The organism is Mycobacterium sp. MUNTM1, from assembly GCF_054660795.1.
On record NZ_BAAGDE010000019.1, the window covers coordinates 53115 to 78119 of the forward strand.

Annotated in this window: 23 protein-coding genes and 1 pseudogene; 15 read left to right on the plus strand and 9 right to left on the minus strand. The window is 66.1% G+C overall.

The genetic code is table 11. The annotated features are described in order from the left end of the window. Nucleotides 1-97: 97 nt before the first annotated feature. Nucleotides 98-1642: an AMP-binding protein gene (locus ACYQ8K_RS13260; protein ID WP_459969583.1), complete on the minus strand. Its 1545-nt coding sequence runs from the start codon at nt 1640-1642 to the stop codon at nt 98-100. A 264-nt stretch (nt 1643-1906) separates the two neighbouring features. Between ACYQ8K_RS13260 and ACYQ8K_RS13265 the strand changes: the two genes are divergently transcribed. From ACYQ8K_RS13265 to ACYQ8K_RS13295, 7 genes are all read left to right on the plus strand, one after another. After that, nucleotides 1907-3163 carry an MCE family protein gene (locus ACYQ8K_RS13265; RefSeq protein WP_459969585.1) on the plus strand — a complete coding sequence of 419 codons (1257 nt, stop codon included), beginning with the start codon at nt 1907-1909 and terminating at the stop codon, nt 3161-3163. Next, nucleotides 3160-4185: an MCE family protein gene (locus ACYQ8K_RS13270; RefSeq protein WP_459969587.1), complete on the plus strand. Its 1026-nt coding sequence runs from the start codon at nt 3160-3162 to the stop codon at nt 4183-4185. Before ACYQ8K_RS13265 ends, ACYQ8K_RS13270 begins: the two co-directional genes overlap by 4 nt. Then, entirely contained in the window at nt 4185-5249 is a 1065-nt protein-coding gene (locus ACYQ8K_RS13275; RefSeq protein WP_459969589.1) for an MCE family protein, read from the plus strand. Before ACYQ8K_RS13270 ends, ACYQ8K_RS13275 begins: the two co-directional genes overlap by 1 nt. Beyond that, the gene (locus ACYQ8K_RS13280; RefSeq protein WP_459969590.1) at nt 5246-6583 is read left to right on the plus strand and encodes an MCE family protein; all 1338 of its coding nucleotides are present in this window, start codon (nt 5246-5248) and stop codon (nt 6581-6583) included. The genes ACYQ8K_RS13275 and ACYQ8K_RS13280 overlap by 4 nt, the downstream gene beginning before the upstream one ends. Next, nucleotides 6580-7788: an MCE family protein gene (locus tag ACYQ8K_RS13285; RefSeq protein ID WP_459969592.1), complete on the plus strand. Its 1209-nt coding sequence runs from the start codon at nt 6580-6582 to the stop codon at nt 7786-7788. Before ACYQ8K_RS13280 ends, ACYQ8K_RS13285 begins: the two co-directional genes overlap by 4 nt. Before the next feature lie 2 nt (nt 7789-7790). Beyond that, a complete protein-coding gene (locus tag ACYQ8K_RS13290) occupies nt 7791-9371 on the plus strand; it encodes an MCE family protein (RefSeq protein WP_459969669.1) in 1581 nt (526 codons plus the stop codon). A 713-nt stretch (nt 9372-10084) separates the two neighbouring features. Next, nucleotides 10085-10420: a hypothetical protein gene (locus ACYQ8K_RS13295; protein ID WP_459969593.1), complete on the plus strand. Its 336-nt coding sequence runs from the start codon at nt 10085-10087 to the stop codon at nt 10418-10420. Here ACYQ8K_RS13295 and ACYQ8K_RS13300 read toward each other — a convergent pair. Beyond that, entirely contained in the window at nt 10417-10869 is a 453-nt protein-coding gene (locus ACYQ8K_RS13300; RefSeq protein WP_459969595.1) for a VOC family protein, read from the minus strand. The two genes, ACYQ8K_RS13295 and ACYQ8K_RS13300, sit on opposite strands and share 4 nt — an antisense overlap. 150 nt (nt 10870-11019) lie before the next feature. On the opposite strand from ACYQ8K_RS13300, the gene ACYQ8K_RS13305 reads away from it, so the two are divergent. After that, nucleotides 11020-12288 (plus strand): cytochrome P450, encoded by a 1269-nt coding sequence (locus ACYQ8K_RS13305; protein WP_459969597.1) that lies wholly within the window; start codon nt 11020-11022, stop codon nt 12286-12288. Nucleotides 12289-12292: 4 nt separating this feature from the next. Here the strand turns inward: ACYQ8K_RS13305 and ACYQ8K_RS13310 are convergent, their stop codons facing one another. Next, the gene (locus tag ACYQ8K_RS13310; protein ID WP_459969671.1) at nt 12293-12892 is read right to left on the minus strand and encodes a TetR/AcrR family transcriptional regulator; all 600 of its coding nucleotides are present in this window, start codon (nt 12890-12892) and stop codon (nt 12293-12295) included. Nucleotides 12893-12971: 79 nt separating this feature from the next. Between ACYQ8K_RS13310 and ACYQ8K_RS13315 the strand changes: the two genes are divergently transcribed. Together ACYQ8K_RS13315 and ACYQ8K_RS13320 are read left to right on the plus strand one after the other, a co-directional pair. Further along, on the plus strand, nt 12972-13400 hold the full coding sequence (locus ACYQ8K_RS13315) for a DUF1707 domain-containing protein (RefSeq protein WP_459969598.1): 429 nt from the start codon (nt 12972-12974) through the stop codon (nt 13398-13400). Nucleotides 13401-13475: 75 nt separating this feature from the next. After that, a complete protein-coding gene (locus ACYQ8K_RS13320; RefSeq protein WP_459969600.1) occupies nt 13476-13997 on the plus strand; it encodes an IS1096 element passenger TnpR family protein in 522 nt (173 codons plus the stop codon). A 2-nt stretch (nt 13998-13999) separates the two neighbouring features. On the opposite strand, the pseudogene ACYQ8K_RS13325 reads toward ACYQ8K_RS13320, so the two are convergent. Together ACYQ8K_RS13325 and ACYQ8K_RS13330 are read right to left on the minus strand one after the other, a co-directional pair. After that, nucleotides 14000-14101, minus strand: a pseudogene (locus ACYQ8K_RS13325) (HipA domain-containing protein); the annotation flags it as partial. 251 nt (nt 14102-14352) lie between these two features. Then, nucleotides 14353-15840: a serine/threonine-protein kinase gene (locus ACYQ8K_RS13330; RefSeq protein ID WP_459969602.1), complete on the minus strand. Its 1488-nt coding sequence runs from the start codon at nt 15838-15840 to the stop codon at nt 14353-14355. A gap of 262 nt (nt 15841-16102) precedes the next feature. Here ACYQ8K_RS13330 and ACYQ8K_RS13335 point away from each other — a divergent pair, with 262 nt between their 5' ends. Further along, nucleotides 16103-17488 carry an FAD-binding oxidoreductase gene (locus ACYQ8K_RS13335; protein ID WP_459969604.1) on the plus strand — a complete coding sequence of 462 codons (1386 nt, stop codon included), beginning with the start codon at nt 16103-16105 and terminating at the stop codon, nt 17486-17488. 3 nt (nt 17489-17491) lie between these two features. Here ACYQ8K_RS13335 and trxB read toward each other — a convergent pair whose 3' ends face one another. Beyond that, nucleotides 17492-18484, minus strand: a complete 993-nt coding sequence (gene trxB / locus ACYQ8K_RS13340; protein ID WP_459969606.1) for a thioredoxin-disulfide reductase — start codon at nt 18482-18484, stop codon at nt 17492-17494. Between the two features lie 290 nt (nt 18485-18774). Here trxB and ACYQ8K_RS13345 point away from each other — a divergent pair, with 290 nt between their 5' ends. Both ACYQ8K_RS13345 and ACYQ8K_RS13350 read left to right on the plus strand, forming a co-directional pair. Then, the gene (locus tag ACYQ8K_RS13345; protein WP_459969610.1) at nt 18775-20442 is read left to right on the plus strand and encodes a nitrite/sulfite reductase; all 1668 of its coding nucleotides are present in this window, start codon (nt 18775-18777) and stop codon (nt 20440-20442) included. Nucleotides 20443-20449: 7 nt separating this feature from the next. Then, on the plus strand, nt 20450-21166 hold the full coding sequence (locus ACYQ8K_RS13350; RefSeq protein ID WP_459969612.1) for a sirohydrochlorin chelatase: 717 nt from the start codon (nt 20450-20452) through the stop codon (nt 21164-21166). Here ACYQ8K_RS13350 and ACYQ8K_RS13355 read toward each other — a convergent pair. Then, on the minus strand, nt 21163-22107 hold the full coding sequence (locus tag ACYQ8K_RS13355; RefSeq protein ID WP_459969614.1) for a LysR family transcriptional regulator: 945 nt from the start codon (nt 22105-22107) through the stop codon (nt 21163-21165). The genes ACYQ8K_RS13350 and ACYQ8K_RS13355 overlap by 4 nt on opposite strands. 220 nt (nt 22108-22327) lie before the next feature. On the opposite strand from ACYQ8K_RS13355, the gene fdxA reads away from it, so the two are divergent. After that, a complete protein-coding gene (gene fdxA / locus ACYQ8K_RS13360; RefSeq protein ID WP_459969616.1) occupies nt 22328-22654 on the plus strand; it encodes a ferredoxin in 327 nt (108 codons plus the stop codon). A 13-nt stretch (nt 22655-22667) separates the two neighbouring features. Here the strand turns inward: fdxA and ACYQ8K_RS13365 are convergent, their stop codons facing one another. After that, a complete protein-coding gene (locus tag ACYQ8K_RS13365) occupies nt 22668-23024 on the minus strand; it encodes a type II toxin-antitoxin system HicB family antitoxin (protein ID WP_459969618.1) in 357 nt (118 codons plus the stop codon). A 199-nt stretch (nt 23025-23223) separates the two neighbouring features. Between ACYQ8K_RS13365 and ACYQ8K_RS13370 the strand changes: the two genes are divergently transcribed. Continuing rightward, nucleotides 23224-24516, plus strand: coding sequence for an alpha/beta hydrolase fold domain-containing protein (locus ACYQ8K_RS13370; protein ID WP_459969620.1), 1293 nt, complete (start codon nt 23224-23226; stop codon nt 24514-24516). Nucleotides 24517-24524: 8 nt separating this feature from the next. Here ACYQ8K_RS13370 and ACYQ8K_RS13375 read toward each other — a convergent pair whose 3' ends face one another. Then, entirely contained in the window at nt 24525-24959 is a 435-nt protein-coding gene (locus ACYQ8K_RS13375) for a protease inhibitor I42 family protein (protein WP_459969622.1), read from the minus strand. Between the last annotated feature and the right edge of the window lie 46 nt (nt 24960-25005).

The following is a 25005-nucleotide window of genomic DNA, read 5'->3' on the forward strand; positions in this document are numbered from 1 at the left end:
CCTAAGTATCAGGTGACGGTAGAACCGTATTCTACTTTTGCCAAAAGTTCAACTCTCAATTTTCGGCCGCCCGCAGTGCCCGGCCGTCCGTGTATCGCTACGGCTTATCCCGAACATGCTGGCGCACAACGTATTTCTGCACTTTGCCGCTGGCGGTGCGGGGAAAGTCGGCCACCTCGTGCAGTTCCTCGGGCCACTTCTGCTTGGCCACCCCGACGCGCTCGAAGTGCTCGCGGACCTCGGCTATGGTCGGCATGCCATACCCGGGCTTGAGACGCAGCGCGGCCGCGGCGTGCTCGCCGAGCCGCGCATCGGGCGCGGAAACCACGACCGCCTCGGCGACCGCCGGCATCGCGAGCAGCACTTCCTCGACCTCGAGGGCGCTGATGTTCTCGCCGCCGCGAATGATGATGTCCGACTTGCGATCGGTGATGGTCAGGTAGCCGTCGTCATCCATCACCCCGATGTCTCCGGTGTGATACCACCCGTCCTCGTCGAAGGCGCGGGCGGTCAACGCGGGATCGGTGTAGCCGACGAACAGATCCGGTCCGCGCGAGAGTATTTCGCCGTCGTCGGCCAACCGGACCTCGACGCCCGTGCGCGCCTTACCGTCGGTGAAGAGCCGCTTGTCCTCCGGTGCGGTGTGCTGCGAACCGGTGATTGACGGATGCTCTGAGCTGCCGTAGGAGCGGGTGACGACGATCCCGAGGTCCGCCAGGCGCTGGGTGACGGCCGCCGGGACGGTGGATCCACCCAATCCGATGTGTTTGATGTAGCGCAGGTGATCCGGGGTGAAGCGGGGATGGTCGAGCAGACTGGTGACGAAGTACGGCGGTCCCCCGCCGAGTGCCACGCCGTCGGCGTCCATCAGGTCGATCGCCTTGTCCGGGTCCCAGACATCGGTGAGGTCGATCGGCGCACCGTCGAGCACCGGCATCAAGAACGCGCCGAGCATGCCGATGAAATGCCCGACAGGCAGCGCGGTGAGCTGCCGCCCGAGCCCCTGCGGGTAATTGGCCAACAGCTGGCGCGTTTCGAAACCCAGTGTCTGATGGCTGTGGATCACGCCCTTGGGGTCGCTGGTGGTGCCCGACGTGAACGCGATGACCGCGGGGTTGGCGGGATCGGTCGCCACCGTGCCGTCCATCGGCTCGTCGTCGAGCAGCGCGTCAAAGCTCTCACCCACCAGCGCGACGGTCGGCACATCGGCACAGGCCTCCGGCACGTAGGTCATGCGTCCGAACCCCTCGGCGGTGATGAAGACCCGCGGCCTGACGCTGGACAGGATGTAGCGCAATTCCTTCGGCCCGTAGAAGTGGACGATCGGCACGACGACGGCGGAAAGCAGCGCCGAAGCCCAGAAGGTGACCGCCGCCTCCACCCAATTCGGTAGTTGGAAGGCGACCACGTCACCCGGGCTCACGCCTCGTGCACGGAGCCCCGCTGCCAGCCGGCGGGCCATCAGCTCGACATCGCCGAACGTCCCGGCGTAGGGCCGCACCGCGGAGTGCACGCGAAATGTGTTGTGCTGGTTGTCTTTGAGGCCGCGGGCCAGCAGATCCCCGAGCGTGTCCGGGGTCCACCAACCCCGCTCCTCGTAGCGGCGCGCCAACTCGGGCGCGACGACGCGGATACCGGTCACATTGCCCCTCCGGTGAGCTTCAGCAGTGGCCAGCGTAGAACGACACTCTCGTTTTGACCAGTATTGAAGTTCTAGGAATGCGGATGTATCGTTCTGCTCGCTACTACGTGAGATTTGTATCACACCGCGGACCGGTTGGCTTGGATGACTATGGATCGGGACAGCGTGACGGGGGTCTGTAGCCGGCATGTGCGCAGCACTTTTACTGTCGCACTGGCCTTTTGGCGCGTCGCCCCGACGTCCCGCGGCGGCGAAGGGGCCTAGGTGACCAGACGAATCCAGGCTGTGCCGGCCGGGCACCGAGCGCCCTCGCACCCGCTCGCCAGTCGACGCCCCACGTTTCGCTACGCCCGCCCGCTCGCGGGATTGGTGACGGTCATCGCCGCCGCCGCGGTCCTCGTCCTCGCGGTCATACAGTTTCGCGGCGGCTTCACCCAGACCGTGCCGGTGACGGTGGTCGCCGGCCGGGCGGGCTTGATGATGAACCCGGGGGCCAAGGTCAAGTTGCACGGTGCACCGGTGGGCAGCGTCGCCTACATTCAGGACCGACCCGATGGGCAGGCGGCCATCCATCTGGCCCTCGATCCGTCCCGGTTGCAGCTCATCCCGGCCAACGTTCTCGTCAACATCGTTGCGACGACGGCGTTCGGCGCAAAGTTCATCCAGCTGATTCCGCCGGAGAGCCCGTCGCCGCAGCGGTTGCGCGCCGGTCAGGTGCTCGACGCCGAACGCGTCACCGTCGAGATCAATTCGGTGTTCCAACAACTCACGTCGGTGCTGGCGAAGGTCGACCCCGCCAAGCTTAACCAGACGCTCGGTGCCATGGCCACCGCACTCAACGGACGCGGTGCGCGGCTGGGCCAGATGTTCAGCGACCTGAACGCGTTTCTCGGAAAGATCGAACCGAGCCTGCCGAACCTGAGCCACGACATCGACGCGACGGCCGACGTGTCCAGCGCCTACGCCGACGCGGCGCCCGACCTCATCACCGTCGCGGACCGCACGACGCGCATCAGCCAAACCCTGGTCGATGAACAGCAGAACCTCGACGCGCTGTTGATCAGTTCGATCGGCCTGGCCGACCTCGGTAACGACGTCTTGGTCTCCAATCGCGAAAAGCTGGCCGAGGTAACGCATCTGCTGACGCCGGCGACCGACCTGACCAACGAATACCACCAGGCGCTGACGTGTTCGCTGAAGGGCATGTTCCCGCTGGCGCTGCAGCCGCCGACGCCGGTGCCGGGGCTCGAGGTGTTGGGTGGTATCACGCTGGGCTCCGAGCGCTACCGGTTTCCGAAAAACCTGCCCAAGGTGGCGGCCCGGGGCGGTCCGCAGTGTGATCACGAATTGCCGGTTGCCTACAACACATTCCCGCCCTTCGACGTCGCTGATATCGGCGCCAATCCGTGGCAGTACGGACAGCAGGGCATCCTGTTGAACTCCGACGGGCTCAAGCAGTTCCTCTATGGCCCCCTGGATGGTCCCCCGCGCAATACCGCACAGATCGGGCAACCGGGATGACCGGCACCGGCCGCATCATGGTGAAGTTCGGCGTCTTCGCCGCCGTGATGCTGGCGCTGACAACCTCCCTGTTCTTCATTTTCGGCCAGTTCCGCAACGGTCCCACCCACAGTTACTCCGCGGTTTTCATCGACGCCTCGCAGCTGAAGACCGGAGATTCGGTGCGGGTGGCCGGGATTCGGGTCGGCACGGTCAACGGCATTGCGCTGCAGCCGGACAACAAGGTGGTGGTGGACTTCGACGCCGACGACGACGTCGCGCTCACCACCGGCACCCGGGCGGCCGTGCGGTACCTCAACCTGGTGGGCGACCGCTACCTCGAACTCATCATCGGGCCCGGCTCCATGCGGGTGCTGCCGGAGGGGTCGCAGATATCGATCGACCACACGATGCCCTCGCTGGATCTTGACCTGCTGCTGGGCGGACTGAAACCCGTTATCCGGGGCCTGAATCCGCAGGACGTCAACGCGCTGGCCGGTGCGCTGCTGCAGGTTTTCCAGGGACAGGGCCAGACCCTGCAGTCGCTACTGGCGAAAACGTCGTCGTTCTCCAACGACGTCGCCGGCAAGAACAAGGCCATCGAGACTTTGATCGACAACCTCAATACGGTGGTGCGGACCCTGTCGGACCAAGGGAGCCAGTTCTCCGGCGCGATCGAACGCCTGCAGCGCCTCGTCACCGAACTGGCACGTGATCGCGATCCGATCGGCGACGCGATCCAGGCGCTGGCCACCGGCACCGCCTCGGTGACCGATCTGCTCAGCGCCGCGCGGCCACCGCTTTCCGGGACGGTCGATCAGCTCAACCGCCTGGCTCCCCTGCTGGAGCACGGCAAGGGGCGCCTCGACGATGCGTTGCAGCGGGCGCCCCACAACTTCCGCAAGCTCGCCCGCACCGGCGCCTACGGCAGCTTCGTCAACTACTACATCTGCGGGCTGACGTTCCGCGTCACCGATCTGCAAGGCCGCACGGCGGTGTACCCATGGCTGAAGCAAACCGAGGGAAGGTGTGCCGAGCCCTGATGCTGAAATACCGTGGCGCACATCTCATTCGACCGGGCTTTATCGGGACGGTGCTGATCCTGCTGGTCGTCTCGGTCGGGCTGGCACCCGACCGGCTGGTGTCCTGGGCGACGACGGTCCGCTATCAGGCGTTGTTCTCCGAGGCCGGCGGGCTGTTGCCCGGCAACAAGGTTCTGGTCTCCGGTGTCAATGTCGGTACGGTTTCTCGGGTTTCACTGGATGACGACGGCAACGCCCTGGTCGATTTCGGGGTCAACGGCAAGGTCCGGCTCGGGTCGCTGAGCACCGCGCACATCCGCACCGGTTCGCTGCTGGGTGCGCGGGTGCTGACCCTGGAATCGAGCGGCGCCGGCCTGTTGCGTCCGTCGGAGGTCATCCCGTTGTCGCGGACGTCGTCGCCGTATTCGTTGACCGAGGCGGTCTCCGACATGACGACGAACCTCGCGACCACCAGCACCGACACCCTCAATCAGTCGCTGGACGCCCTGTCGGGGACGATCGAACAGATCGCCCCGCAGCTGGGCCCGACGTTCGACGGTCTGACCCGGCTGTCGCGCGCCATCAACAGCCGCGGCGAAACCCTGGACGCGCTGCTCAAGAGCGCCACCGATGTCACGGGCATCCTCTCGGAGCACAGCCAGGGGGTCAACTCGCTGATCCTCGACGGCAACGTGCTGCTCGAAACGCTGGTCAAGCGGCGCGACGCCATCGCCGAGCTGCTCGCCAACGTCTCCGCGGTCTCCAAGCAGCTGACCGGACTGGTCGCCGACAATGAAGGCAAGCTCGGCCCGACGCTGGACCGGCTGAATTCCGTTGCGGCCATGCTGGAGAAGAACCGCGACAACCTCTCCAAGGCGCTGCCCGGCCTGAAGAAGTTCGAGATCACCTCGGGCGAGTCGGTGTCAAACGGCTTCTACTACAACGCCTTTGTGCCGAATCTGGCGATACCTGAGCTGATTCAACCGTTCTTCGATTATTACTTCGGCTTCCGCCGCAACGACCCGAACATGCCGCGGGCGCTGTTCCCATGGCCGCACAACGGTATCCCGGGTGGTTCACGATGACCGCGCGCAGGCGCCTTCTGGTCGCGGCGCTGTTGGTCGGACTCTTCGTGGGCGCGAGCGGACTCCTGGTGCGGCAAGCCTTCTTTCGTCCCCTGACCATCACCGCCTACTTCCCATCGGCAACCGGGATCTACGCCGGCGACGAGATACGCGTCTCCGGGGTCAAGGTCGGGAGTGTGGCCTCGGTGCAGCCACAGCCCAGCCGGGCCAGGCTGATCCTGCATGTCGACCGCCACGTGTCGATCCCGGCCGACGCCAAGGCGATCATCGTCGCGCAAAACCTGGTGTCCGCCCGCTACGTCCAACTCACCCCCGCCTATCACCGCGGCGGCGGACCCAAGATGCGCGACGGGGCCGTGATCGATACCGACCGAACGGCGATACCCGTCGAATGGGACCAAGTCACCGAGCAATTGACCAGGCTGGCAACCGATCTGGGCCCGGCCAGTGACGTGTCGTCGACGTCGGTCAGCCGCTTCATCACCACTGCCGCCAATGCGCTCGACGGCAACGGCGAGAAGCTGCGCCAGACCCTCCGGCAGCTATCCGGGATCAGCCGGATCCTGGCCAACGGCAGCGGCAACATCGTCGATATCATCAAGAACCTGCAGAAGTTCGTCACCACGCTGCGCGACAGCAATCAACAGATCATCCAGTTCCAGAACCAGTTGACGACGCTGAGCAGCGTGCTCGACGACAGCCGGTCCGATCTGGACGCGGCGCTGTCGAATCTCTCGGTGGCGGTCGGTGAGGTGCAGCGCTTCGTCGCCGGAACCCGGGACAAGACAGCCGAACAGATTCAGCGGCTGATTACCGTCACCCAGGTTCTTGTCGATCACCGGATGGATGTGGAAAACATCCTGCACGCGGCGCCCACCGCGTTTTCCAACGGCTACAACATCTACAACCCCAATACACCCGGGGCGATGGGCAGCTTCATCATCAACAACCTGTCCAACCCGGTGCACTTTTTCTGCGACGCCATCGGGGCCGTCGCGAACGTCACTGCGGCGGAGACGGGGAAGCTGTGCGCGGAGTACGCCGGCCCGGGTATGCGCACCGCGACCCTCAACTACCTGCCCATCCCGACGAACATCATCCTGCAGCAGATCGCGACCCCCGGAAAGATCATCTACTCCGAACCGCGTCTGGCGCCCGGCGCTGAGGGGCCTTTGCCGACACCACCCGAGGCGCCGCCGGCAGTATCCGCCTACGCCGGCATCAACGGTGATTCGACCCCGCACAGCGTGCAGGACCTGCTGCTGCCCGACGATCGCCGGCCGGCGCCGGGCGATCAGCCACCGTCGCCGGACCCGGGGGCGCCGCCGTCATGACGCGATTCGGGCTTTGTATCGCAGCGTGCGCTTTGGCCGTCGGTGGCTGCTCCTTCCAGGGCGTGAACTCGTTGCCACTGCCCGGCGCGGTCGGACGCGGACCGCACGCCAGCGTCTATCACATCGAGATCGCCAATATCGGCACGCTGGAATCGAATTCGCCGGTGATGATGGCAGATGTCATCGTGGGCAGCGTCGGCAAGATGCGGGTCAAAGGCGATCACGCCGACATCGAGGTCTCGGTCAAACCCGATGTCGTGGTGCCCGGGAACGCGGTGGCCGCCGTCGGGCAGACGAGCCTGCTGGGTTCGATGCACGTGGAGCTCAATCCCCCGCTGGGCCAGCCCGCGCGGGGACGGCTGCAGCCCGGCGCCACCATCCCGCTGGACAGGTCGTCGTCGTATCCCTCGACCGAGCAGACATTGTCGGCGCTGTCGGCGGTGCTCAATTCCGGTGGCCTGGGCCAGATCGGTGACATCGTGCACAATTTCAGCGCGGCGTTGTCCGGCCACGAGACCGACGTGCGCCAACTGTTGACACGCCTCGACGAGTTCGTCGGCGTCCTGGATCAACAGCGCGACAAGATCATCGCGTCGATCGAGTCGCTGAACCGGCTCGCCGGCACGTTCGCCTCGCAGCGTGAGGTGCTCAGCCAAGCGCTGCGCAAGATCCCGCCCGCGCTCGACGTGTTGATCCGCGAACGGCCGCGCATCACCGCAGCCTTGGACAAACTGCGCGTGTTCAGTAACACCGCAACCGAATTGGTCAACGAGACCCAGGCCGACCTGGTGAAGAACCTGCAGAACCTGGCGCCGACGATCCAGGCGTTGGCCGACGTCGGCCCCGATCTCAGCACCGTTCTGGGATACGTGCCGACCTTCCCGTTCACCCAGAACTTCATCGACCGCGCGGTGCGGGGCGACTATTTCAACGTCTTCGCCGTCATCGACATGACCATTCCCCGGCTGAAGAGGACGATGCTCGCCGGCACGCGGTGGGGCGATCCGGACGCGCCGCTGGTGCCCGCGCCGGGCGATCCCTGGTTCTCGAACTACACCTATGACCCGCTCGGGTTCGGCGTCACCCGTCCGCCTCCCGTGTCGGCACCGCCTTCGCCCGGCGCACCCGCTCCGGCGCCGGCTGTCGTGGCTCCCGACATGAGTGCCATTGCGCCCGTGGATCAACCGACGCGGGGCGGCGGTTGATGCTGCTAACACGTTTCGTGCGGATCCAGCTGACCGTCTTCGCGATCGCCTCAGTGGTTGCGATGGCGTTCATGTTCTTCCAGTACATGCAGGTGCCGACGCTGCTCGGGATCGGCAAGCTCACCGTCACGTTGGAGCTGCCGGATACCGGCGGCCTGTACCGCTTCAGCAACGTGACCTATCGCGGCGTGCAGATCGGCAAGGTGACCGCCGTCGGGCCGACCGCGACCGGCGCGAAAGCCACACTGCAGCTTGACACCTCGCCGAAGGTCCCGGCCGACGTGCACGCCGCGGTGCGCAGCATGTCGGCGGTGGGCGAGCAATATGTGGATCTGGTACCGCGCTCGGACTCGGGACCCTACCTGCGCGACGGGTCGGTGATTGCCGTGCGCGACACCAGCATTCCGCGACCGGTGGGGCCGATGCTGGACAAGCTCAGCGCGTTGGTCAAGAGCATCCCGAAAGACAAGCTGGGGCAGCTGCTCGACGAGTCGTTCTCCGCGTTCAACGGTGCGGGTTATGACCTGGAGTGGTTGCTCGACTCGTCCAGCAAGCTCTCGCGCGACGCGTCGGGCGTTGTCGATCACACCCGTGCGCTGGTCGACGACGGCGCGCCGTTCCTGGACGCACAGGCCCAGACCGCCGACAAGACGCGGCGGTGGGCGCATAATCTGGCCGGGTTCACCGACCAGATGGTGACCGACGATGCGCAGTTCCGCAAGCTGCTGCACACCGGACCTGGCTTCGAACAAGAGGTTTCGCGGCTGCTAGATCAGCTGAAGCCGACGCTGCCGGTGTTCTTGGCGAATTTGAGCACCATCGGCCAGATCGGGGTGACCTATCACCCGGCGCTGGAACAGCTGCTGGTGCTGCTCCCCCCGTCCGTCGCGGCCTACGGGTCTTATGGCGTCACCAACAATCCGACCGGTTTGGCGGTCGGTGGCTTCACGCTGACCATCGCCGACCCGCCGGCCTGCACGGTCGGGTTCCTGCCGCCGTCGCAATGGCGCTCACCCGCCGATGTGAGCGAGGCCGACACCCCCGACAACCTCTACTGCAAGCTCCCGCAGGATTCGCCGATCAGCGTGCGGGGCGCGCGGAACTATCCCTGCATGGGCAAGCCCGGAAAGCGCGCTCCCACAGTCGAAATCTGCAACAGCGACAAGGAGTACGTGCCTCTGGCGGAGCGGCAGCACGCGCTGGGGCCGTATCCGCTCGACCCGAATCTGCTGTCGCAGGGCCTGCCGCCGGATGACCGGGCCGGCATCGAGAACAGGACGTTTGGTCCAGTTGACGGGACGCCGTTGCCGCCGGGGGCGGTACCCGCCGGAACACCGCCAGGGCCGCCGGCGCCGGGTTCGCTCAACCAGCCGCCGACGGCGCCCGATGCGGGTGCCGCGCCAGCGGCGCCAAGCGCGTTCAACTCCAACGGTTCTGGTGTCTCGCCGTCCGTTGCGGTGCTGCATTACGATCCGCGCACCGGGCGGTATGTCGCGCCCGATGGTCAGATGTATCGGCAGTCGGATTTGGTGCGGCCGGAGGTGGCGAAGACGTGGAAGGACATGCTGTTCGGCTCGGGTTGATGCCGAGTCTCACCACCAGATCAAGCATTCGCGCGAACCGAAGACAATCACTGGCACGCGCTTTCGGGTTCTCAATTGACTCGCCAGACTTGAAGAGTTGTGTTGCGTGGTCGCCTAGGAGTTCCTCGAGATTGGCCGAGCCCAGCTCGCGAAGGCGCGCGAGCAGCAAATTGCCATAACTGAACTTGAGGGTGGGGATGGCCAGCACGGTCTCAGGTTAGTGGGGAAGGCCAGCGGCGCAGAGCATCCGAGATGCACATGCAGTCGTGTCCGCTACGAGGCTGACTACCGTCCAATCTGTTCGGCAAGGACTGCGATTGCGCCGGTAACGCGCCGTCCCTCAGGCCGAAGATGCTGTTTAGGAGGCCGGCTCCCAGCGCCAGCCATCGTTACTCGCGCAAATAATGTCCTTGCCATCACCGGACACCCCAGATGCTCCGTGGTCGCTACTACGACAGAATTGGCCGGGCTCGTAGCAGTTGCCCTTCTTACTCAGCGGGTAGCAGCCAGAGGGCGTCGAGGGTGCAGTCGTCGAGAGCGGTGGTCCTGGAGTGGGGGCGGAGCTTGCAAAGACATTCGGTGAGCTGATGGCGAGCAGGATCATGAAGCCCGTGATTGTGAAGCCGTGCTTGCCGGTTTTCTTCACTTACCTCGACCTTTCCGCGCAATCCGATGTTTGACGTGTGTCGAACGCGAAAGCTATCAGATGCGAGATGATCAACGACGGGTTTGAAAAAACCGGTGGCAGCGATGCGCCCGAGGCCGGGGACGACAGTCTGCTTGGGACTCATCGTGTGATCCGAGTCTCAGAACTAAAAGAATTGAAACGCCATAGTTGGATGGGGCTATGGGTAATGAAGTACCAAGGTGATGCCGTCTCAAAAGATGACGCAAAAACACTGTTCGACGACCAACAGAGCCAACCCTCTGACCTGGCGCTGCCTAGCGCTGCCAATACAGCTAACCGCTACAAACGTGCAGCACGCAGTCGCGCTGAACTCGTCCGGGTGTGCAGCACCACACGAACGGAATGGCAACAATCCGACTAACGCCGCGGCGGCAACGCCGCCAACCACCCCTCCGAAAGCAACTCCAACAGCTGCCCATCCGGATCCCGGATCATCGCCATCGCCTCACCTACGGTCCCGTCGACCACCGCTCCCCCGAACTCGGCCACCCGAGCCAGCACGCCGGGAAGGTCAGACACCGAGAACGAGATGTGCGTCAGCCCAATCTGGTCCATGGCGCGCTCCGAGCCCGCGTGAACCTGGCGCTTCGAGTAATCCATCAGCTCGAGCACCAACCCATCCCGCACCAGATACGTCGCATGCACGCCGAGCGGCTCGGGCAGCCCCACCAGCTGAGAGGTCGGGCCGTCGGGCGGGTCGAGTTCCCACCAGAACTGAAACCCCAGCAGGCCCTCGTAGAAGCGGCGCGACCGCACGCGGTCGCGGACGCATAACCCAACGTGATTGAAAATCGTCCGATGGCTCGTCATGACAACCTTTCCGCAGCAAATCGGGCCCAAGCGGTCATCCGACCGGCCGCTAAGCCGCTCCCACCACCCAGCTCAACGCGCAATAATGCAAAGATAACCAATAAGCGCACCGCCGAAGAAGCAGATCACCTTCCGTTGGAGGGCTTTTCGATGGCCACACGTCCGAACGTCAGCGCCGACGCAATCGTTGACTTCGACCATCATTCCGACGCTTTCAACCTCAACGAACTCGCCGTCAACGCCGACCTACGTCAGCGATGTCCGGTGGCGTGGAACGAGAACTACGGCGGGTTCTGGTTCCTCAGCAGCTACGACGCCGTAAGCCAAACAGCCCGCAACGGCGGCACTTTCGCCCACAAGTACGAGCCGAACGCCGCCGACGGCGTCGACTATCAAGGCGAGATGGGCGTCCCCCGACCCGACGGCCAGCCGGCCCTGGGCATCGGCGAGGTCGACGGCCCCTACCACCAAGCCCTGCGGCACGCGCTCGCCCCGTTCTTCTCCCCCGGCGCCGTGGAGAAACTCAAGCCGTTCATGGAGCAATCCGCCCACTGGTTCCTCGACCAAAAAATCGAAGACGGCCACATGGACCTGGTGCTCGACTACGCCAGCCCGGTCCCGGCCATCCTGACCATGAAGCTGATGGGCCTGCCCTACGACAACTGGCACCTGTACGCGAACCTTTTTCACTCGGTCATGGCCGTCTCCCAGGACAGCGACGAGTATGCCGACGCAATCGCCAAAGTCCCCGCCATGATGGAAGAGGTCCTCGAGTTCGCCGCCCACCGACGTGCCGACGCCCGAGAAGACTTGACCAGCTTCCTCATTCAATTCGAGTTCGACGGCCGGCGCCTCACCGACGAGCAGCTGCTCAACATCCTGTGGAACCTCATCGGTGGCGGGGTCGACACCACCACCTCCCAGACCGCGCTGACCCTGCTGTATCTGGGCACCCACCCTGAGATCAGGCAGCAGCTCATCGATCACCCCGAGCTCTACCGCACCGCCACCGACGAATTCCTGCGCTACTTCTCCGTCAACCAAACCCTCAGCCGCACAGTCACTCACGACGTCGTCCTCGCCGGCCAACGCCTCCGCAAGAACGACAAAGTCGTCATCAGCTGGCTGTCGGCCAACCACGACGAAAACGAGTTCGATCGCCCCGACGAGGTCATCCTCGACCGCGCCCCCAACCGCCACGTCGCGTTCGGGCTGGGGCCGCACCGCTGCATCGGATCCCACCTGGCCCGGCTGATGTCCGGCGTGATGGTCAAGGCCGTCCTCGACCGCCTCCCCGACTTCCAAGTCGACGTGGAAAACGTCCACCAATACCTGGGCAACCCGAGCATGACCGGCCTGGGCACACTCCCCGTCACCTTCACACGGGGAACAACCCGGGAGACACCACGCCCCTGGTGATCGCTCAAAGCACTTGAGCCACAACGCCCGCGATGATGTCGTCGGGGGCCTCAACGATCCCGACGGCCCCCAGTTGGCCACCGATGGCGAGTGACGCGATGCCATGCACCAGCGACCAGAGCGGCGCGGCAACCTCCCGGGGGTCGCGACCCTCGACGATCCCCGCCTCCTGGCACTTGGTGATCGCGTCGAGCAGGTCGCCAAACGCCTGCTTGCCCGCGACCGCCACGCTCGGCTGCTCGGCCTTCAGCGACTCCGCGCCGAACATCACCTGATAGTGGTCGGGATGGGCGACGGCCCATTGCACATAGGCGCGACCGAGCTCGACGACCCGCTCCTTCGGATCCGACGCGCGCTCGGCGGCCGCGGCCAGAGCGGCGTGCAGGTCGTGGAAGCCCTGTTCGGCGACGGCGGCCAGCAGCTCGGCCTTGCCGGCGAAGTGCCGATACGGCGCCGCGGTGCTGACGCCGGCGCGCCGCGCTGCCTCGGTAAGGGTGAATCCTTTGGGACCCTTTTCGGCCACCAGCGATAGCGCGGCGCTGGTCAGGGCGTGTTTGAGATCGCCGTGGTGATAGCTCCGACGCCGTGCGGGTGACCGTTGCACTGCCATGTTGACGACATTAACATTCAGGTCTATGTTAATGCTATTCACATCGGCGACCAAGGACGACCAAGGAGACGAAATGTCGAATCTGCTGGAAACCACCTCGACGCTCGCCGGCACCCGCGACCGGGAAAAGACCGCCGACCTACTCGGTCAGGCGCTCGCCCAGGGTTATCTGCGGGTAGACGAGTACGACCAACGGCTGCAAACGGCGTTCCAGACGCACACGGCCCAGGAACTACACGAACTCCTGGCCGACCTGCCGCTCGATCGCATCCGGCGCCACGACCCCCGCCGGCGCGCCGCCCGCCTCGCCGCGGTCCGCCGCGGAATGCGGGCCCACCTTTATGCCTACCTCGCGATGTGCGTCATCGTGCTCACGGTCTGGGCCGCGGTCGCCCTGACCACCGACGCGACCTACTTCTGGCCGATCTGGCCCATCCTCGGCGCGGGAATCGGACTCGTCAGCCACGCCGTGTCGATCCCGCGCGGCAAGCAAAGTCGTTGAAATCTAACCCATTTGATAGTGCACACGTGCTGACCGCTTGCGCGCCAACGGAGTCCGCAGGCAGTATGGCTAGCCATGGCGCGAACATGGTTGTCGATCCGGGTCGATCTGATCAGCGGTCGCGGCGAGGACTATTGGCCGCGACCAGGGCGGGTCTTTGCCGCAAATCGCACGCATCGCTTCAGCCACCTCGCCGAGGCGATCGACACCGCCTTCGCCCGCTGGGACCGCGCACATCTCTGCAAATTCGAGCTGGGCGACGGCCGGGTGATCGGCCAACCCGAGTTCGACGACTTCGACCAGGGCCTCCTCGATGCCGGCGCGACAAAACTGTCGACGCTGTCCCCGGGTGAACAATTCGTTTACGAGTTCGATTTCGGCGACGGTTGGACACATCTGTGCACGGTGGGGCCGGAACCGATCGATCCGGAAGACGAATTGGGGATTGTGCCGAAATCGCCGCTTCCGTATTGGGGCTGGGGCGATATTCCCGACCAGTATGGTCGCCGGTGGATCGACGATGACGGCGAAGGCAGCGCGCCACCCGACCCTGGACTGAGCGATTTGCCGCCGCTGCAGCCGAACTGGGGCCCATAAAACCGCCAGCGCATGTAAGGCTGGGTGCAGAGCAGGTCGTACGCGGGCGTGGGTTGCCAGACGCCATCTGGGTTGTAGATCGATAGGTTCTTCCCGTGCAGGTCGTGCACCGACCGACTAACGCCTGTCAACGTATCTATGCTTTATTTTTCATGCTTAAAGCAGGGCGGTCAGTTCGCCCGCGACGAGCCGGCGCCCGTACGTATATGCCACTTCCAGAAGCGCTAGCACATCCGCTAGCACGTTGGGGAATCACATCATGGTCGGAAAGCCGTTACCCAAGTGACGCATGAGGCCAAGCCCCGGACTGTCCGGTTGCACGCAGGTGAGCCGAAACGCACTGCGCGCGCGTCACTTACGACGCAGTGGCGTACTGCAGCACGCGTTCTGAGGAATCGACGTGGCCGTAGCTGATGATCCGCAGCCGGTTCGGCCGCACCTCGTAGACGACGCCGTCGACCGGGTTGGTGACATCGAATCCGTCTTCGACCTGCTCGGCGTTGGAGAGTTCGAGGTGGGCGCCGTCGCGAATCCGCTCGCCGCGGTAATAGTAAGTGCCGCTGAGGTTTTTGCACACCACCGCCAGCGACTTGGCGGTTCTCACCACCAGGGCCGGCGGATTACCCGGATCGCAGCGGGCGGTCTCGCCCACGAATCCCAACCCGTCGGCGCCCTTCACCGGACGCGACAGCGTGGGGGTTAGCGGTGGCGGCGGGGTCGTCGAGGACGGGGGCGCGGCCGCCTGCGCAGTCGAAAGCGGTGGAGAGGCCGCACCGTTGTGATGGCTTCCGCCAACCAAATTCACCGACAACAGCAGCCCGGCGATCAACACCACCGCGGCCACCGCGGCCACCACGAGCGGCGTGCGACCGATCGCCGGCCAACGCCAGGAGCGCTCGGGCGCAACAGGTGACGACGGGCCATCGTCAGCGGGCTCATCGAGTTCCGCAAGCGAGACGGTCGGCAACGGGCGCGTCTTGAGAGGGGGACCGCTGCGCCCGGCCGCGGCGCCCACCGGCTCGTAGGCTGCGAACACCGCCTCACTGGCGGCCCGGGCGAGCTCACCCGCGGACGCGAATCGCGCGACGCGCGGCTTGGCCATGCCCCGGGTGATGATGTCGTCGTACTCGCGGCCAACACCGCGGCGCATGATGCTGGGCCGGGGCGCCGGCGCCAGCATGTGCGCGCGCTTCAGCTCCCCCGCGTCCTCGGTGTCGAATGGTGGCTGGCCGGTGAGGCACTCGTAGAGCACGCACGCCAACGAGTAGACGTCGGTCTGCGGTCCGGTGCGCCCGGTGGTGAATCGCTCGGGCGCCATGTAGGTCCGCGAGATGTTGTCGTCACCGGCGGCCTGGGCGATGCCGAAGTCGGCGAGGTAGGTGAAGTGGTCGTGGGTGAGCAGGATGTTCTCGGGCTTGACGTCCAGGTGCACCAAACCGTCGGCGTGCGCGGAATCCAGCGCGCGCGCCACCTGCGCGGTGATCGACGCCGCGCGCGACGGCTCCAGCCCGCCCTGCTCGCGCAGCAGATCCTTGAGGCTGCCGCCGTCGTCGACCAGGTGCATGTCGATGAACGGCACCCCGTCGATCTCGCCGAAGTCGTGCAGCGGCAGCACATGCGGCTCCTGCAGCCGCGTCACCTTGCGGCACTCGCGCCAAAGGCGTTGCTGGAAGCCAGGGTCCGCGGCCGTCTCGCCACGTAACAGCTTGAGGGCGACCATCTGGTCCTTAACCGTGTCGTACGCGCGGTAGACCTCGCTCATCGTCCCGGTGCCGATCAGTGATCGCAGCTCGTACGGCCCGAACCGGGTACCGAGCCGCGAACCGCGGGACGAGGAGGTCACGTCAGCAATCCTTTCTCAAGACAGTCCAGCCCGCGAGTTCCCGAATCGGACGTCGACATAACGTGCGCAGCCTCACGCGTGTCGCTACACCGAGACACCGCTGACGGCCGCTATTGTTCGCCGGCCGGCTGGCCAACAGGATCGGCCTGCACGAAAACCGCGCCTTCCCCACCCTAGCGGCAGCGACACGTCGAGGCAGACCGAGCCGCGCCCCCGAATACAGTTGAGTAATTGTCCGGCACGTAAGAAGGTGAGGCCTTCGATGACCGACATGACAGCGCGGTTCGCGGAGATTGTCGGCGCGCACAACCTGCTTACGGGCGACGCCATTTCCGACGACTACTCGCACGACGAGGTGTTGACCAAGCCTCCGCAAAAGCCGGCATACGTGGCCAAACCCGCGACCGCCGACGAGGTCGCGCAACTACTCAAGGCCGCCACGGAGAACCACGTGCCGGTGACGGGACGCGGCTCGGGCACCGGCCTGTCGGGCGCGGCGATCCCCCGCGCGGACGGGCTGCTGATCTCCTTCGAGCGCATGAACGCCGTGCTGGAGGTCGACGTCACCAACCAGGTCGCCGTCGTCCAGCCCGGGGTAACGCTCACCGAACTGGACGACGCGACCGCCGGCACCGGGCTGCGGTACATGGTGCACCCGGGCGAGCTGTCGTCCAGCGTCGGCGGCAACGTCGGCACCAACGCCGGCGGCATGCGCGCGGTCAAATACGGCATCGCCCGCCACAACGTGCTCGGGCTGCAGGCCGCGCTGCCCACCGGCGAGCTCATTCGCACCGGCGGCAAGATCGCCAAGGTCTCCACGGGCTACGACCTGACCCAGCTCATCGTCGGGTCCGAAGGCACCCTGGCCCTGGCGACCGAGGTGACCGTGAAGCTGCATCCGCGCGTGGACCACAGCGCCACCGTGCTCGCGCCGTTCGCCGACTTCGACCAGGTCATGGAGGCGGTGCCCAAGATCCTCGCCAGCGGCCTGGCGCCCTACGTCCTGGAATACGTCGACAACGTGACGATGGCCGCGCTGGTGCACACCCAAAATCTGGAGCTCGGCGTGCCCGACAACATCCGCGATAGCTGTCAGGCGTATCTCGTTGTGGCGCTTGAGAATCGGACCACCGACCGGCTGGACGAGGACGTCGAGAAGACCGGCGAACTCCTCGCCGAGCTCGGCGCCGTGGACGCCTACCTGCTCGAGGGCGGCTCGGCGCGCAAGCTCATCGAGGCGCGCGAGAAGGCGTTCTGGACGCTCAAGGCGCTCAATGCCGACGACCTCATCGACACCGTGGTGCCGCGCGGCGCGATGCCGAAGTTCCTGTCCGGCGCCCGCGGTCTGGCGGCGGCGGCCGGCGGCGCGGCGGCGGGCTGCGGGCACGCCGGTGACGGCAATGTGCACCTGGCCATCTTCTGCCCGGACGCGGCGATCCGGAAGAAGCTGCTGACCGACATCTTCGCGCTGGCAATGGAATTGGGCGGCGCGATCTCCGGTGAGCACGGCCTCGGTCGCGCCAAGGCCCCGTACTTCGTCGAACTCGAGGACCCGGTCAAGGTCGACCTGATGCGCCGCATCAAGGCGAGCTTCGACCCGGCGGGCATCCTCAACCCCGATGTCGCGTTGGCGGCGGGCGGCGCGTAAACCTCAGCTACGCAACGGCTCTCGGCCGATCGCCGGTGTGACGGAGGCGTCCACGTCGGTTTCTTCGTGGTCGGCGAGCCAGCGTTCGGCGTCGATGGCGGCCGAGCAGCCGCTGCCGGCGGCGGTGATGGCCTGACGGTAGGTGCGATCGACCAGGTCTCCGGCGGCGAACACCCCATCAATCGAGGTGGCCGTGGTGCGCCCTTGCACCAGCACGTAACCGTCGGGATCGGTCTCGAGCACATCACGCACCAACTCCGAACGCGGATCATGCCCGATCGCCACGAACACCCCGGTCACCGCCAACACCGACACCTGCCCGGTGCCGGTGTCCCGCAGCCGCAACCCGGTCACCGTGGACTCACCCTCGACCGCCTCGACCGCCTTATTGGTCAGGATGGTGATCTTGTCGTTGGCGCGGGCACGCTCCAACATGATCCGCGAGGCCCGAAACTCCTCACGGCGGTGCACCAACGTCACACTGCGGGCAAACCGGGTCAAAAACGTGGCCTCCTCCATCGCCGAATCCCCACCCCCGATCACCGCGATATCTTGATCCTTGAAAAAGAACCCATCACAGGTCGCACACGAGCTCACCCCACGACCCAACAACTCCTGCTCACCGGGCACACCCAAATAGCGGGCGGCCGCACCCATCGCCAAAATCACCGACCGCGCCCGCACCGTCTCACCCTCGGACGTGGTCACCGCCTTGACCGGCCCCTGCAACGACACCGACTCGACGTCGTCCATCCGCAGATCCGCCCCGAACCGCAACGCCTGCTCACGCATCTGATCCATCAACTCCGGACCCGTGATCCCGTCGCGAAACCCCGGAAAATTCTCCACCTCGGTGGTCGTCATCAACGCCCCACCAAACGACGTCCCCTCAAACACCACCGGCGCCAACTGCGCCCGCGCCGCATACAACGCCGCGGTATACCCAGCAGGACCCGAACCAATAACGATCACGTCGTGGACGTCGGAGGAACTCATAAGCGGCCACACTACTGCGAATCCCTTGAGCCCCGGCCCAATCCCTCTGGCCGCCAAGGCAAGGACGTGAAGCAGCGCACACAACACCACGTTGTGTCTTCACAACACATGACCTCTACTGACGCCCTCGTAACTGGTGCACCATGGAAATCGCGACCCGTGGGTCCAACGACGAACTTGCGGGTGCCTAAAGACCCAACTTCATCGCGATGCCGCTGGCCCGATAGCCCGCCCTGCGGCCGCGCTACGGCCGATCTGAGGCCAGATCCGCTAAGGAATGAGAACGCCACATGACCACCGCACGTCCCGCCAAGACCCGCAACGACGGTCAGTGGGCGCTGGGAGATCGCGAGCCGCTCAACCACGCCGAGCAGTTCAAGAGCGACGACGCGCCGCTCAACGTCCGTGATCGCATCATCAACGTCTATTCCAAGCAGGGCTTCGACAGCATCGCCAAGGACGACCTGCGCGGGCGGTTCCGCTGGATGGGCCTCTACACCCAGCGTGAGCAGGGCTACGACGGCAGCTGGACCGGCGACGAGAACACCGACAAGATCGAAGCCAAGTACTTCATGATGCGGGTCCGCTCCGACGGCAAGGCGATGACCGCGCACACGATGCGCACCCTGGGCCAGATTTCGACCGAATTCGCCCGCGACACCGCCGACATCAGCGACCGGGAAAACCTGCAGCTGCACTGGGTCCGCATCGAGGACGTCCCCGAGATCTGGCGGCGGCTCGAGTCCGTCGGCCTGCAGACCACCGAGGCCTGCGGCGACTGCCCCCGCGGCATCCACGGTTCGCCCCTGGCCGGCGACTCGCTCGACGAGATCCTCGACCCGTCGCCCGCGATCGACGAGATCGTCCGGCGCTCGCTGAACAACCCCGAGTACGCCAACCTGCCGCGCAAGTACAAGACCGCGGTCTCCGGCCTGCAGGATGTCTCGCACGAGACGCACGACATCGCGTTCGTCGGCGTCGATCACCCCGAACACGGCCCCGGCCTGGACCTATGGGTCGGCGGCGGCCTGTCGACCAACCCGATGCTGGCCCAGCGGCTGGGCGTGTGGGTCCCGCTCAACGAGGTCGCCGACGTCTGGGAAGGCGTCACCCAGCTGTTCCGCGACTACGGCTACCGCCGGCTGCGCGCCAAGGCCCGGCTGAAGTTCCTGGTCAAGGACTGGGGGGTGGAGAAGTTCCGCGAGGTCCTGGAGACCGAGTACCTGAACCGCCGGCTGATCGATGGGCCGGCGCCCGCGCCGGTCAAGCACACCATCGACCACGTCGGGGTGCAGAAGATCAAAAACGGCCTCAACGCCGTGGGCGTCGCGCCGATCGTCGGGCGCGTGAAGGGCAGCACCCTGTCGGCGGTGGCCGACCTGATGGACAAGGCCGGCTCCGACCGGGCGCGGTGGACCCCGTTCCAAAAGCTGGTCATCCTCGACGTCGCCGACGACAAGGTCGACGAGTTGGTCGCGGGCCTGGAGGCGCTGGGCCTGCCGTCGCGGCCATCGTCGTGGCGCAAGAACACCATGGCGTGCACCGGAATTGAGTACTGCAAGCTGTCGTTCGCCGAAACCCGGGTCCGGGCACAGACTTTGGTGCCCGAGCTGGAAAAGCGCCTGGCCGACGTCGACTCCAAGCTCAACCTGCCGATCAGCGTGCACCTCAACGGATGCCCGAACTCGTGCGCCCGAATCCAGGTGGCCGACATCGGGTTCAAGGGCCAGTGGATCGACGACGGCGACGGCAACTCGGTCGAGGGTTTCCAGGTGCACCTCGGCGGCGGCCTGGGCGAGCAGAGCGGCTTCGGCCGAAAGCTGCGCCAGCACAAGGTCACCAGCGCCGAACTGGGCGACTACATCGACCGGGTGACGCGCAAGTACATCGACGGCCGCGAGGACGGCGAGACGTTCGCCTCCTGGGCGCTGCGCGCCGACGAGGACGAGCTGCGCTGAGGCCCAGATGAACACACTCGTACTCACCGCGCACGGCAGCCGCGACCCACGGTCGGGCGCCAACGCGCAGGCCGTGGCCGACCGGCTGGCGCTGATGCGGCCCGAGCTCGACGTGCGGTTGGCCTTCCTCGAACTCAATGCCCCGAACTTCGTCGATGTGCTGGCAGGGTTGCCGGACCCCCGACGGGCGGTGGTCGCCCCGTTGCTGTTGGCCAGCGCCTATCACGCGCGCCTGGACATCCCCAAGCAGATCGCCGACGCCGGAGCGCACGGCATCCGGCAGGCCGACGTGCTCGGTGAAGACGAGCGGCTGGTGGCGGTGCTGCGCGAACGGCTCGTCGAGGTCGGGGTCTCGGAATTCGACGACGATCTCGGGGTGATGGTGGTGGCGATCGGTTCGTCGAACCTCGCCGCCAACGCGCGCACCGCGAAGGTGGCGACCCGGCTGGCCGCCGGCACCCAATGGGCCGGGGCCACAACGGCGTTCGCCACCCGGCCCGAGGCGTCGGTGGCCCGCGCCGCCGACCAGCTGCGTCGCCACGGCGCGCGCCGGCTGGTCATCGCGCCGTGGTTCCTTGCCCCGGGCTTCATCACCGACGGCGTGTCAAACTTCGCCCGCGACAACGGCATTCCGATGGCGGCGCCGCTGGGGGCGCACCGGCTGGTGGCCGAGACCGTGCTCGACCGCTATGACGAGGCGCTCGCCGAGGACGCCGCGGCCTAGCTTTTCGCCGCGGTGCTGAGGATGTGACTGAGCAGGTCGCGAATCGCTCCGGCCGGCGGGGTGCGTCCACCGATCCAGATGGCCCGAAACTTGCGGCGCAGGTCCAACTTCGGGATCTCCACCGCGTGTAGCCGGCCAAACGCCAGGTCGTCGGCTACGGCTAGCCGGCTCATGGTCGCCGGGCCCGCGCCGGCGAGCACGGCGGCGCGCATCGCCGCCGCGGAGGTCAATTCCAGTACGGGCGCGGCCTGTTGCATGTCCTCGCCGAGCACTTTGCGCAACGCCACCGTCAGCGAATCGCGGATGCCCGAATGGAGTTCGCGTGCCACCAGCGGCGTCTGCGCGAGTTCGCGCGCGGTCACCACCCGGCCCCGTCGCGCCCACTTGTGGTCGGGCGCAACCACGATCACCAGCTCATCCTCACCCACCACGCAGCTACCCAAACCCTTTGGTGTGCCCGGGTTTTCGACGAATCCGAGGTCGGCGCTGCCGTCGCGGACCGCCGCGATGGCGTGGTCGCTGTTGGTGGCGGTCAGGAGGACCTGGGGTGCGGTCTCGCCGCGCCGGGTGGCCTCGGCCTGCAGGGACAGCAGCCAGTGCGGCATGAGTTGTTCGGAGATCGTCTGGCTGGCCGCCACCCGGATGCGTTCGCGCCCTTCCTTTCGCAGCGAGCCCAGCCCCGCGTCGATCTCGCCGGCAACCTCGAGCAGGCGGGTCGCCCAGTCCGCGACGATCAGGCCCGCGGGCGTCAGCTGCGACCCGCGCGTGGTCCGGACGGCCAGGGTGACGCCGATCTGGGCCTCCATGGTGGCGAGCCGCCGGGATATCGCCTGCTGGGTCAGCCCGAGCTCGCGCGCGGCCCGGCCCAGGCTGCCGGTCTCGGCGATCGCCAAAAACGCCTCGAACGACGCGAGTTCGGGCAACCGGGGGCTCAGGGGCATGGGCGGCAGCTCACAATCAAATCGTGTGACACAACTATAGCTTGTGACACCACAACGCCAAACCTCTACTCATGCCCCGCCCGAGCCGCAACGATGGGACACATGAGGCGTGCTCGCCGCTAGCCCGCGCGGGCGCCCTCGCGCTAAATTAGCCAGCCAGACCGTGTTTGACGGCCCGCAGCCGGCTGACCCCGCTAGCCCAGAAGGAAGGACAACACTCGTGGCCTACGTGATCGCCGAGCCCTGTGTCGACATCAAAGACAAGGCGTGCATCGAGGAATGTCCCGTCGACTGCATCTACGAGGGCGCCCGGATGCTCTACATCCACCCCGACGAGTGCGTCGACTGCGGTGCCTGCGAGCCGGTGTGCCCGGTCGAGTCCATCTTCTACGAAGACGATCTGCCCGCCGAGCACACCCAATACCTGCAGATCAACGCGGATTTCTTCTCCGAACTCGGCTCGCCCGGCGGCGCGGCCAAGGTGGGGCTGACCGAGAACGACCCCGCCCCGGTCAAGGAGCTGGAGAGCCGCGCAGAGGCGTCGTAGCCGTCGCGCGCGGCTAGTCCCATCCGGAGAGCCCGAACGTATCGCTGGGCCGTCGTCCCGCAAGCTTCTGAACCACCCACTGGTTCATCGAGACCTGCTGTTCGGCGGCTTCGACGGCCAGGCGGCTGTGTAGCTCCGCGGACGTCCTGATCACGATCGTGCCGCTGTAATTGCGGTCCGCCATCGGTGTCGGCACGGTTTCGCCGGTGTTCTGCATGATTTCAATGTGCCGGTCGACGGCCGCCTCGACCGCCTCGATGGCCTCTTGCGCGGTCGGCGCTTCGTAGCGCATGAACGGCAATTCCAGACAGGCGCCGACGTATTGGCCGTGGTACGGCGACCATGCGACGCGGTAGGTGTAGTGGTTCACGCCGGGTTGGTAGCACGGGTGCTAGCGGTTTCGCGAGTCACTCATCCCCACCCGCAGCGGCGGCGCCGGTTGGTGAGGAGAGACGGCGGGCGGGGCGCCGCCGCACAACACCTCTCCAGACCAATGTGACCATCCCAAATCCGCTAGCGCAGGTGCTAGCGGATCGGAGCGTCGTCTACCCGTTTCGTAAGGTGAGGCAATGCGGACAGCTCGAATCATCCACGTCATCCGGCAGATCGGGTCGCTGGCGGTCACCGCCGTCACCGCGGCGTCCACCCTCAACGCCTACCGGCCACTGGCGCGCGGCGGATTCCCCTCGCTGTACTCGTGGATGTTCGGGCTCGCCGTCACCGAATTACCGCTGCAAACGCTGCTGACCCAGCTCGGCGGACTGGCGCTGACCGGCCGTCGCCTGACCCGGCCCGTGCGAATCACCGCGTGGGCAGTCGCCGCCCTCTCGGCGCTGGGCCTGCTCAACCTCAGCCGCGCGGGCCATCGGGCCAACGTCCCCCTGACCGAGGCGCTGGACGACGGACTGGGCGCCGACCGGCTCACCGAGTCGGCAAACCTGTGGCGCCGCCCAGCCGGCAGCGGCACCGCCAAGACGCCAGGCCTCTTAAGGATGCTGCGCATCTACCGCGACTACGCCCACGACTCCGACATCAGCTACGGCGAATACGGCAGCGCCAACCACCTGGACATCTGGCGGCGCCCCGACCTCGACCCGGCCGGCAAGGCGCCGGTGCTCTTCCAGATTCCCGGCGGCGCGTGGACGACGGGAAACAAACGCGGACAAGCCCATCCGCTGATGAGCCACCTCGCCGAGCTCGGCTGGATCTGCGTGGCGATCAACTACCGGCACAGCCCGCGCAACACCTGGCCCGACCACATCGTCGACGTCAAGCGCGCGCTGGCCTGGGTCAAGGAGCACATCGCCGAATACGGCGGCGACCCCGACTTCGTCGTCATCACCGGCGGTTCGGCCGGCGGCCACCTGACGGCGCTGGCCGCGCTGACGCAGAACGACCCGCAATTCCAGCCGGGCTTCGAAGACGCCGACACCCGCGTCCAGGCGGCGGTGCCGTTCTACGGCATCTACGACTTCACCCGGTTCGACAAGTCCCTGCACCCGATGATGCCGGGCCTGCTGATCAAGTCGATCATCAAGCAAAAGCCCTCGACGCACCGGCAGACGTTCGAGGCCGCATCGCCGGTCAATCATGTCCGGCCCGACGCTCCCCCGTTCTTCGTCCTGCACGGCACCAACGACTCGCTGGCCTACGTCGAGCAGGCCCGCACGTTCGTCGAGAAACTGCGGCAGGCCAGCACCCAGCCGGTCGTCTACGCCGAATTACCGCTCACCCAACACGCTTTCGACATCTTCGGCTCGGTCCGCGCCGCGCACACCGCGGTGGCCGTCGAGCAATTCCTCGCCGAGGTTTACGCCGCGCACCTGCGGGCCGATGTCGTTGCGGCGCCCGGGGTTTCGTAAAAGACCGCCTATTGCACCGTGACGGTTAGCGTGTAGGTGCACGCCGGTTTGGCGTCCTTGCCGACGAAGCTGGTGTACGCCGTGCTGATCGTGGTGCTCCCCGGCTTCAGCGCGCTGAACGTCCATTCCTCGACACCCGGTGCGCCCAGCGCGTCCGAGGTCGGCTGGACGAACTGGTGGGTGAGCTGCTTGACGACCGACGAATCGCCGATCTTGGTGTCGGGTGTCCACCGGTAGGGAGTGGTGTAGTTCGAGCCCAACTCCACCACCAGGGTGTTGCCGACGGCGAGGGTGATGTTCTGAGTGATCTCGCTCTGCGTCAGCACATCGGTCATGGGTACCTGGAGCGTCTTGGTCGACGGGGGGTTCCTGGAGGCGAAGTGGCAGCCCACCACCGTCGACAGCATCAGCACGGCGACTGTTCCCAGCAGCCTGACTTTCACCAGATCCCCCTTCCGATTCCGCTCCGGAGCCTAGTAGGTCTCGATC

Bases quoted from the DNA above. Each gene is read 5' to 3' on its own strand.
- ACYQ8K_RS13345 (WP_459969610.1), top strand. From the start codon at position 18,775: ATGACCACCGCACGTCCCGCCAAGACCCGCAACGACGGTCAGTGGGCG.
- ACYQ8K_RS13270 (WP_459969587.1), top strand. From the start codon at position 3,160: ATGACCGGCACCGGCCGCATCATGGTGAAGTTCGGCGTCTTCGCCGCC.
- ACYQ8K_RS13370 (WP_459969620.1), top strand. From the start codon at position 23,224: ATGCGGACAGCTCGAATCATCCACGTCATCCGGCAGATCGGGTCGCTG.
- ACYQ8K_RS13275 (WP_459969589.1), top strand. From the start codon at position 4,185: ATGCTGAAATACCGTGGCGCACATCTCATTCGACCGGGCTTTATCGGG.
- ACYQ8K_RS13350 (WP_459969612.1), top strand. From the start codon at position 20,450: ATGAACACACTCGTACTCACCGCGCACGGCAGCCGCGACCCACGGTCG.
- ACYQ8K_RS13280 (WP_459969590.1), top strand. From the start codon at position 5,246: ATGACCGCGCGCAGGCGCCTTCTGGTCGCGGCGCTGTTGGTCGGACTC.
- trxB (WP_459969606.1), bottom strand. From the start codon at position 18,484: ATGAGTTCCTCCGACGTCCACGACGTGATCGTTATTGGTTCGGGTCCT.
- ACYQ8K_RS13285 (WP_459969592.1), top strand. From the start codon at position 6,580: ATGACGCGATTCGGGCTTTGTATCGCAGCGTGCGCTTTGGCCGTCGGT.
- ACYQ8K_RS13355 (WP_459969614.1), bottom strand. From the start codon at position 22,107: ATGCCCCTGAGCCCCCGGTTGCCCGAACTCGCGTCGTTCGAGGCGTTT.
- ACYQ8K_RS13300 (WP_459969595.1), bottom strand. From the start codon at position 10,869: ATGACGAGCCATCGGACGATTTTCAATCACGTTGGGTTATGCGTCCGC.
- ACYQ8K_RS13320 (WP_459969600.1), top strand. From the start codon at position 13,476: ATGGCGCGAACATGGTTGTCGATCCGGGTCGATCTGATCAGCGGTCGC.
- ACYQ8K_RS13315 (WP_459969598.1), top strand. From the start codon at position 12,972: ATGTCGAATCTGCTGGAAACCACCTCGACGCTCGCCGGCACCCGCGAC.
- ACYQ8K_RS13335 (WP_459969604.1), top strand. From the start codon at position 16,103: ATGACCGACATGACAGCGCGGTTCGCGGAGATTGTCGGCGCGCACAAC.
- ACYQ8K_RS13295 (WP_459969593.1), top strand. From the start codon at position 10,085: ATGATCAACGACGGGTTTGAAAAAACCGGTGGCAGCGATGCGCCCGAG.
- ACYQ8K_RS13305 (WP_459969597.1), top strand. From the start codon at position 11,020: ATGGCCACACGTCCGAACGTCAGCGCCGACGCAATCGTTGACTTCGAC.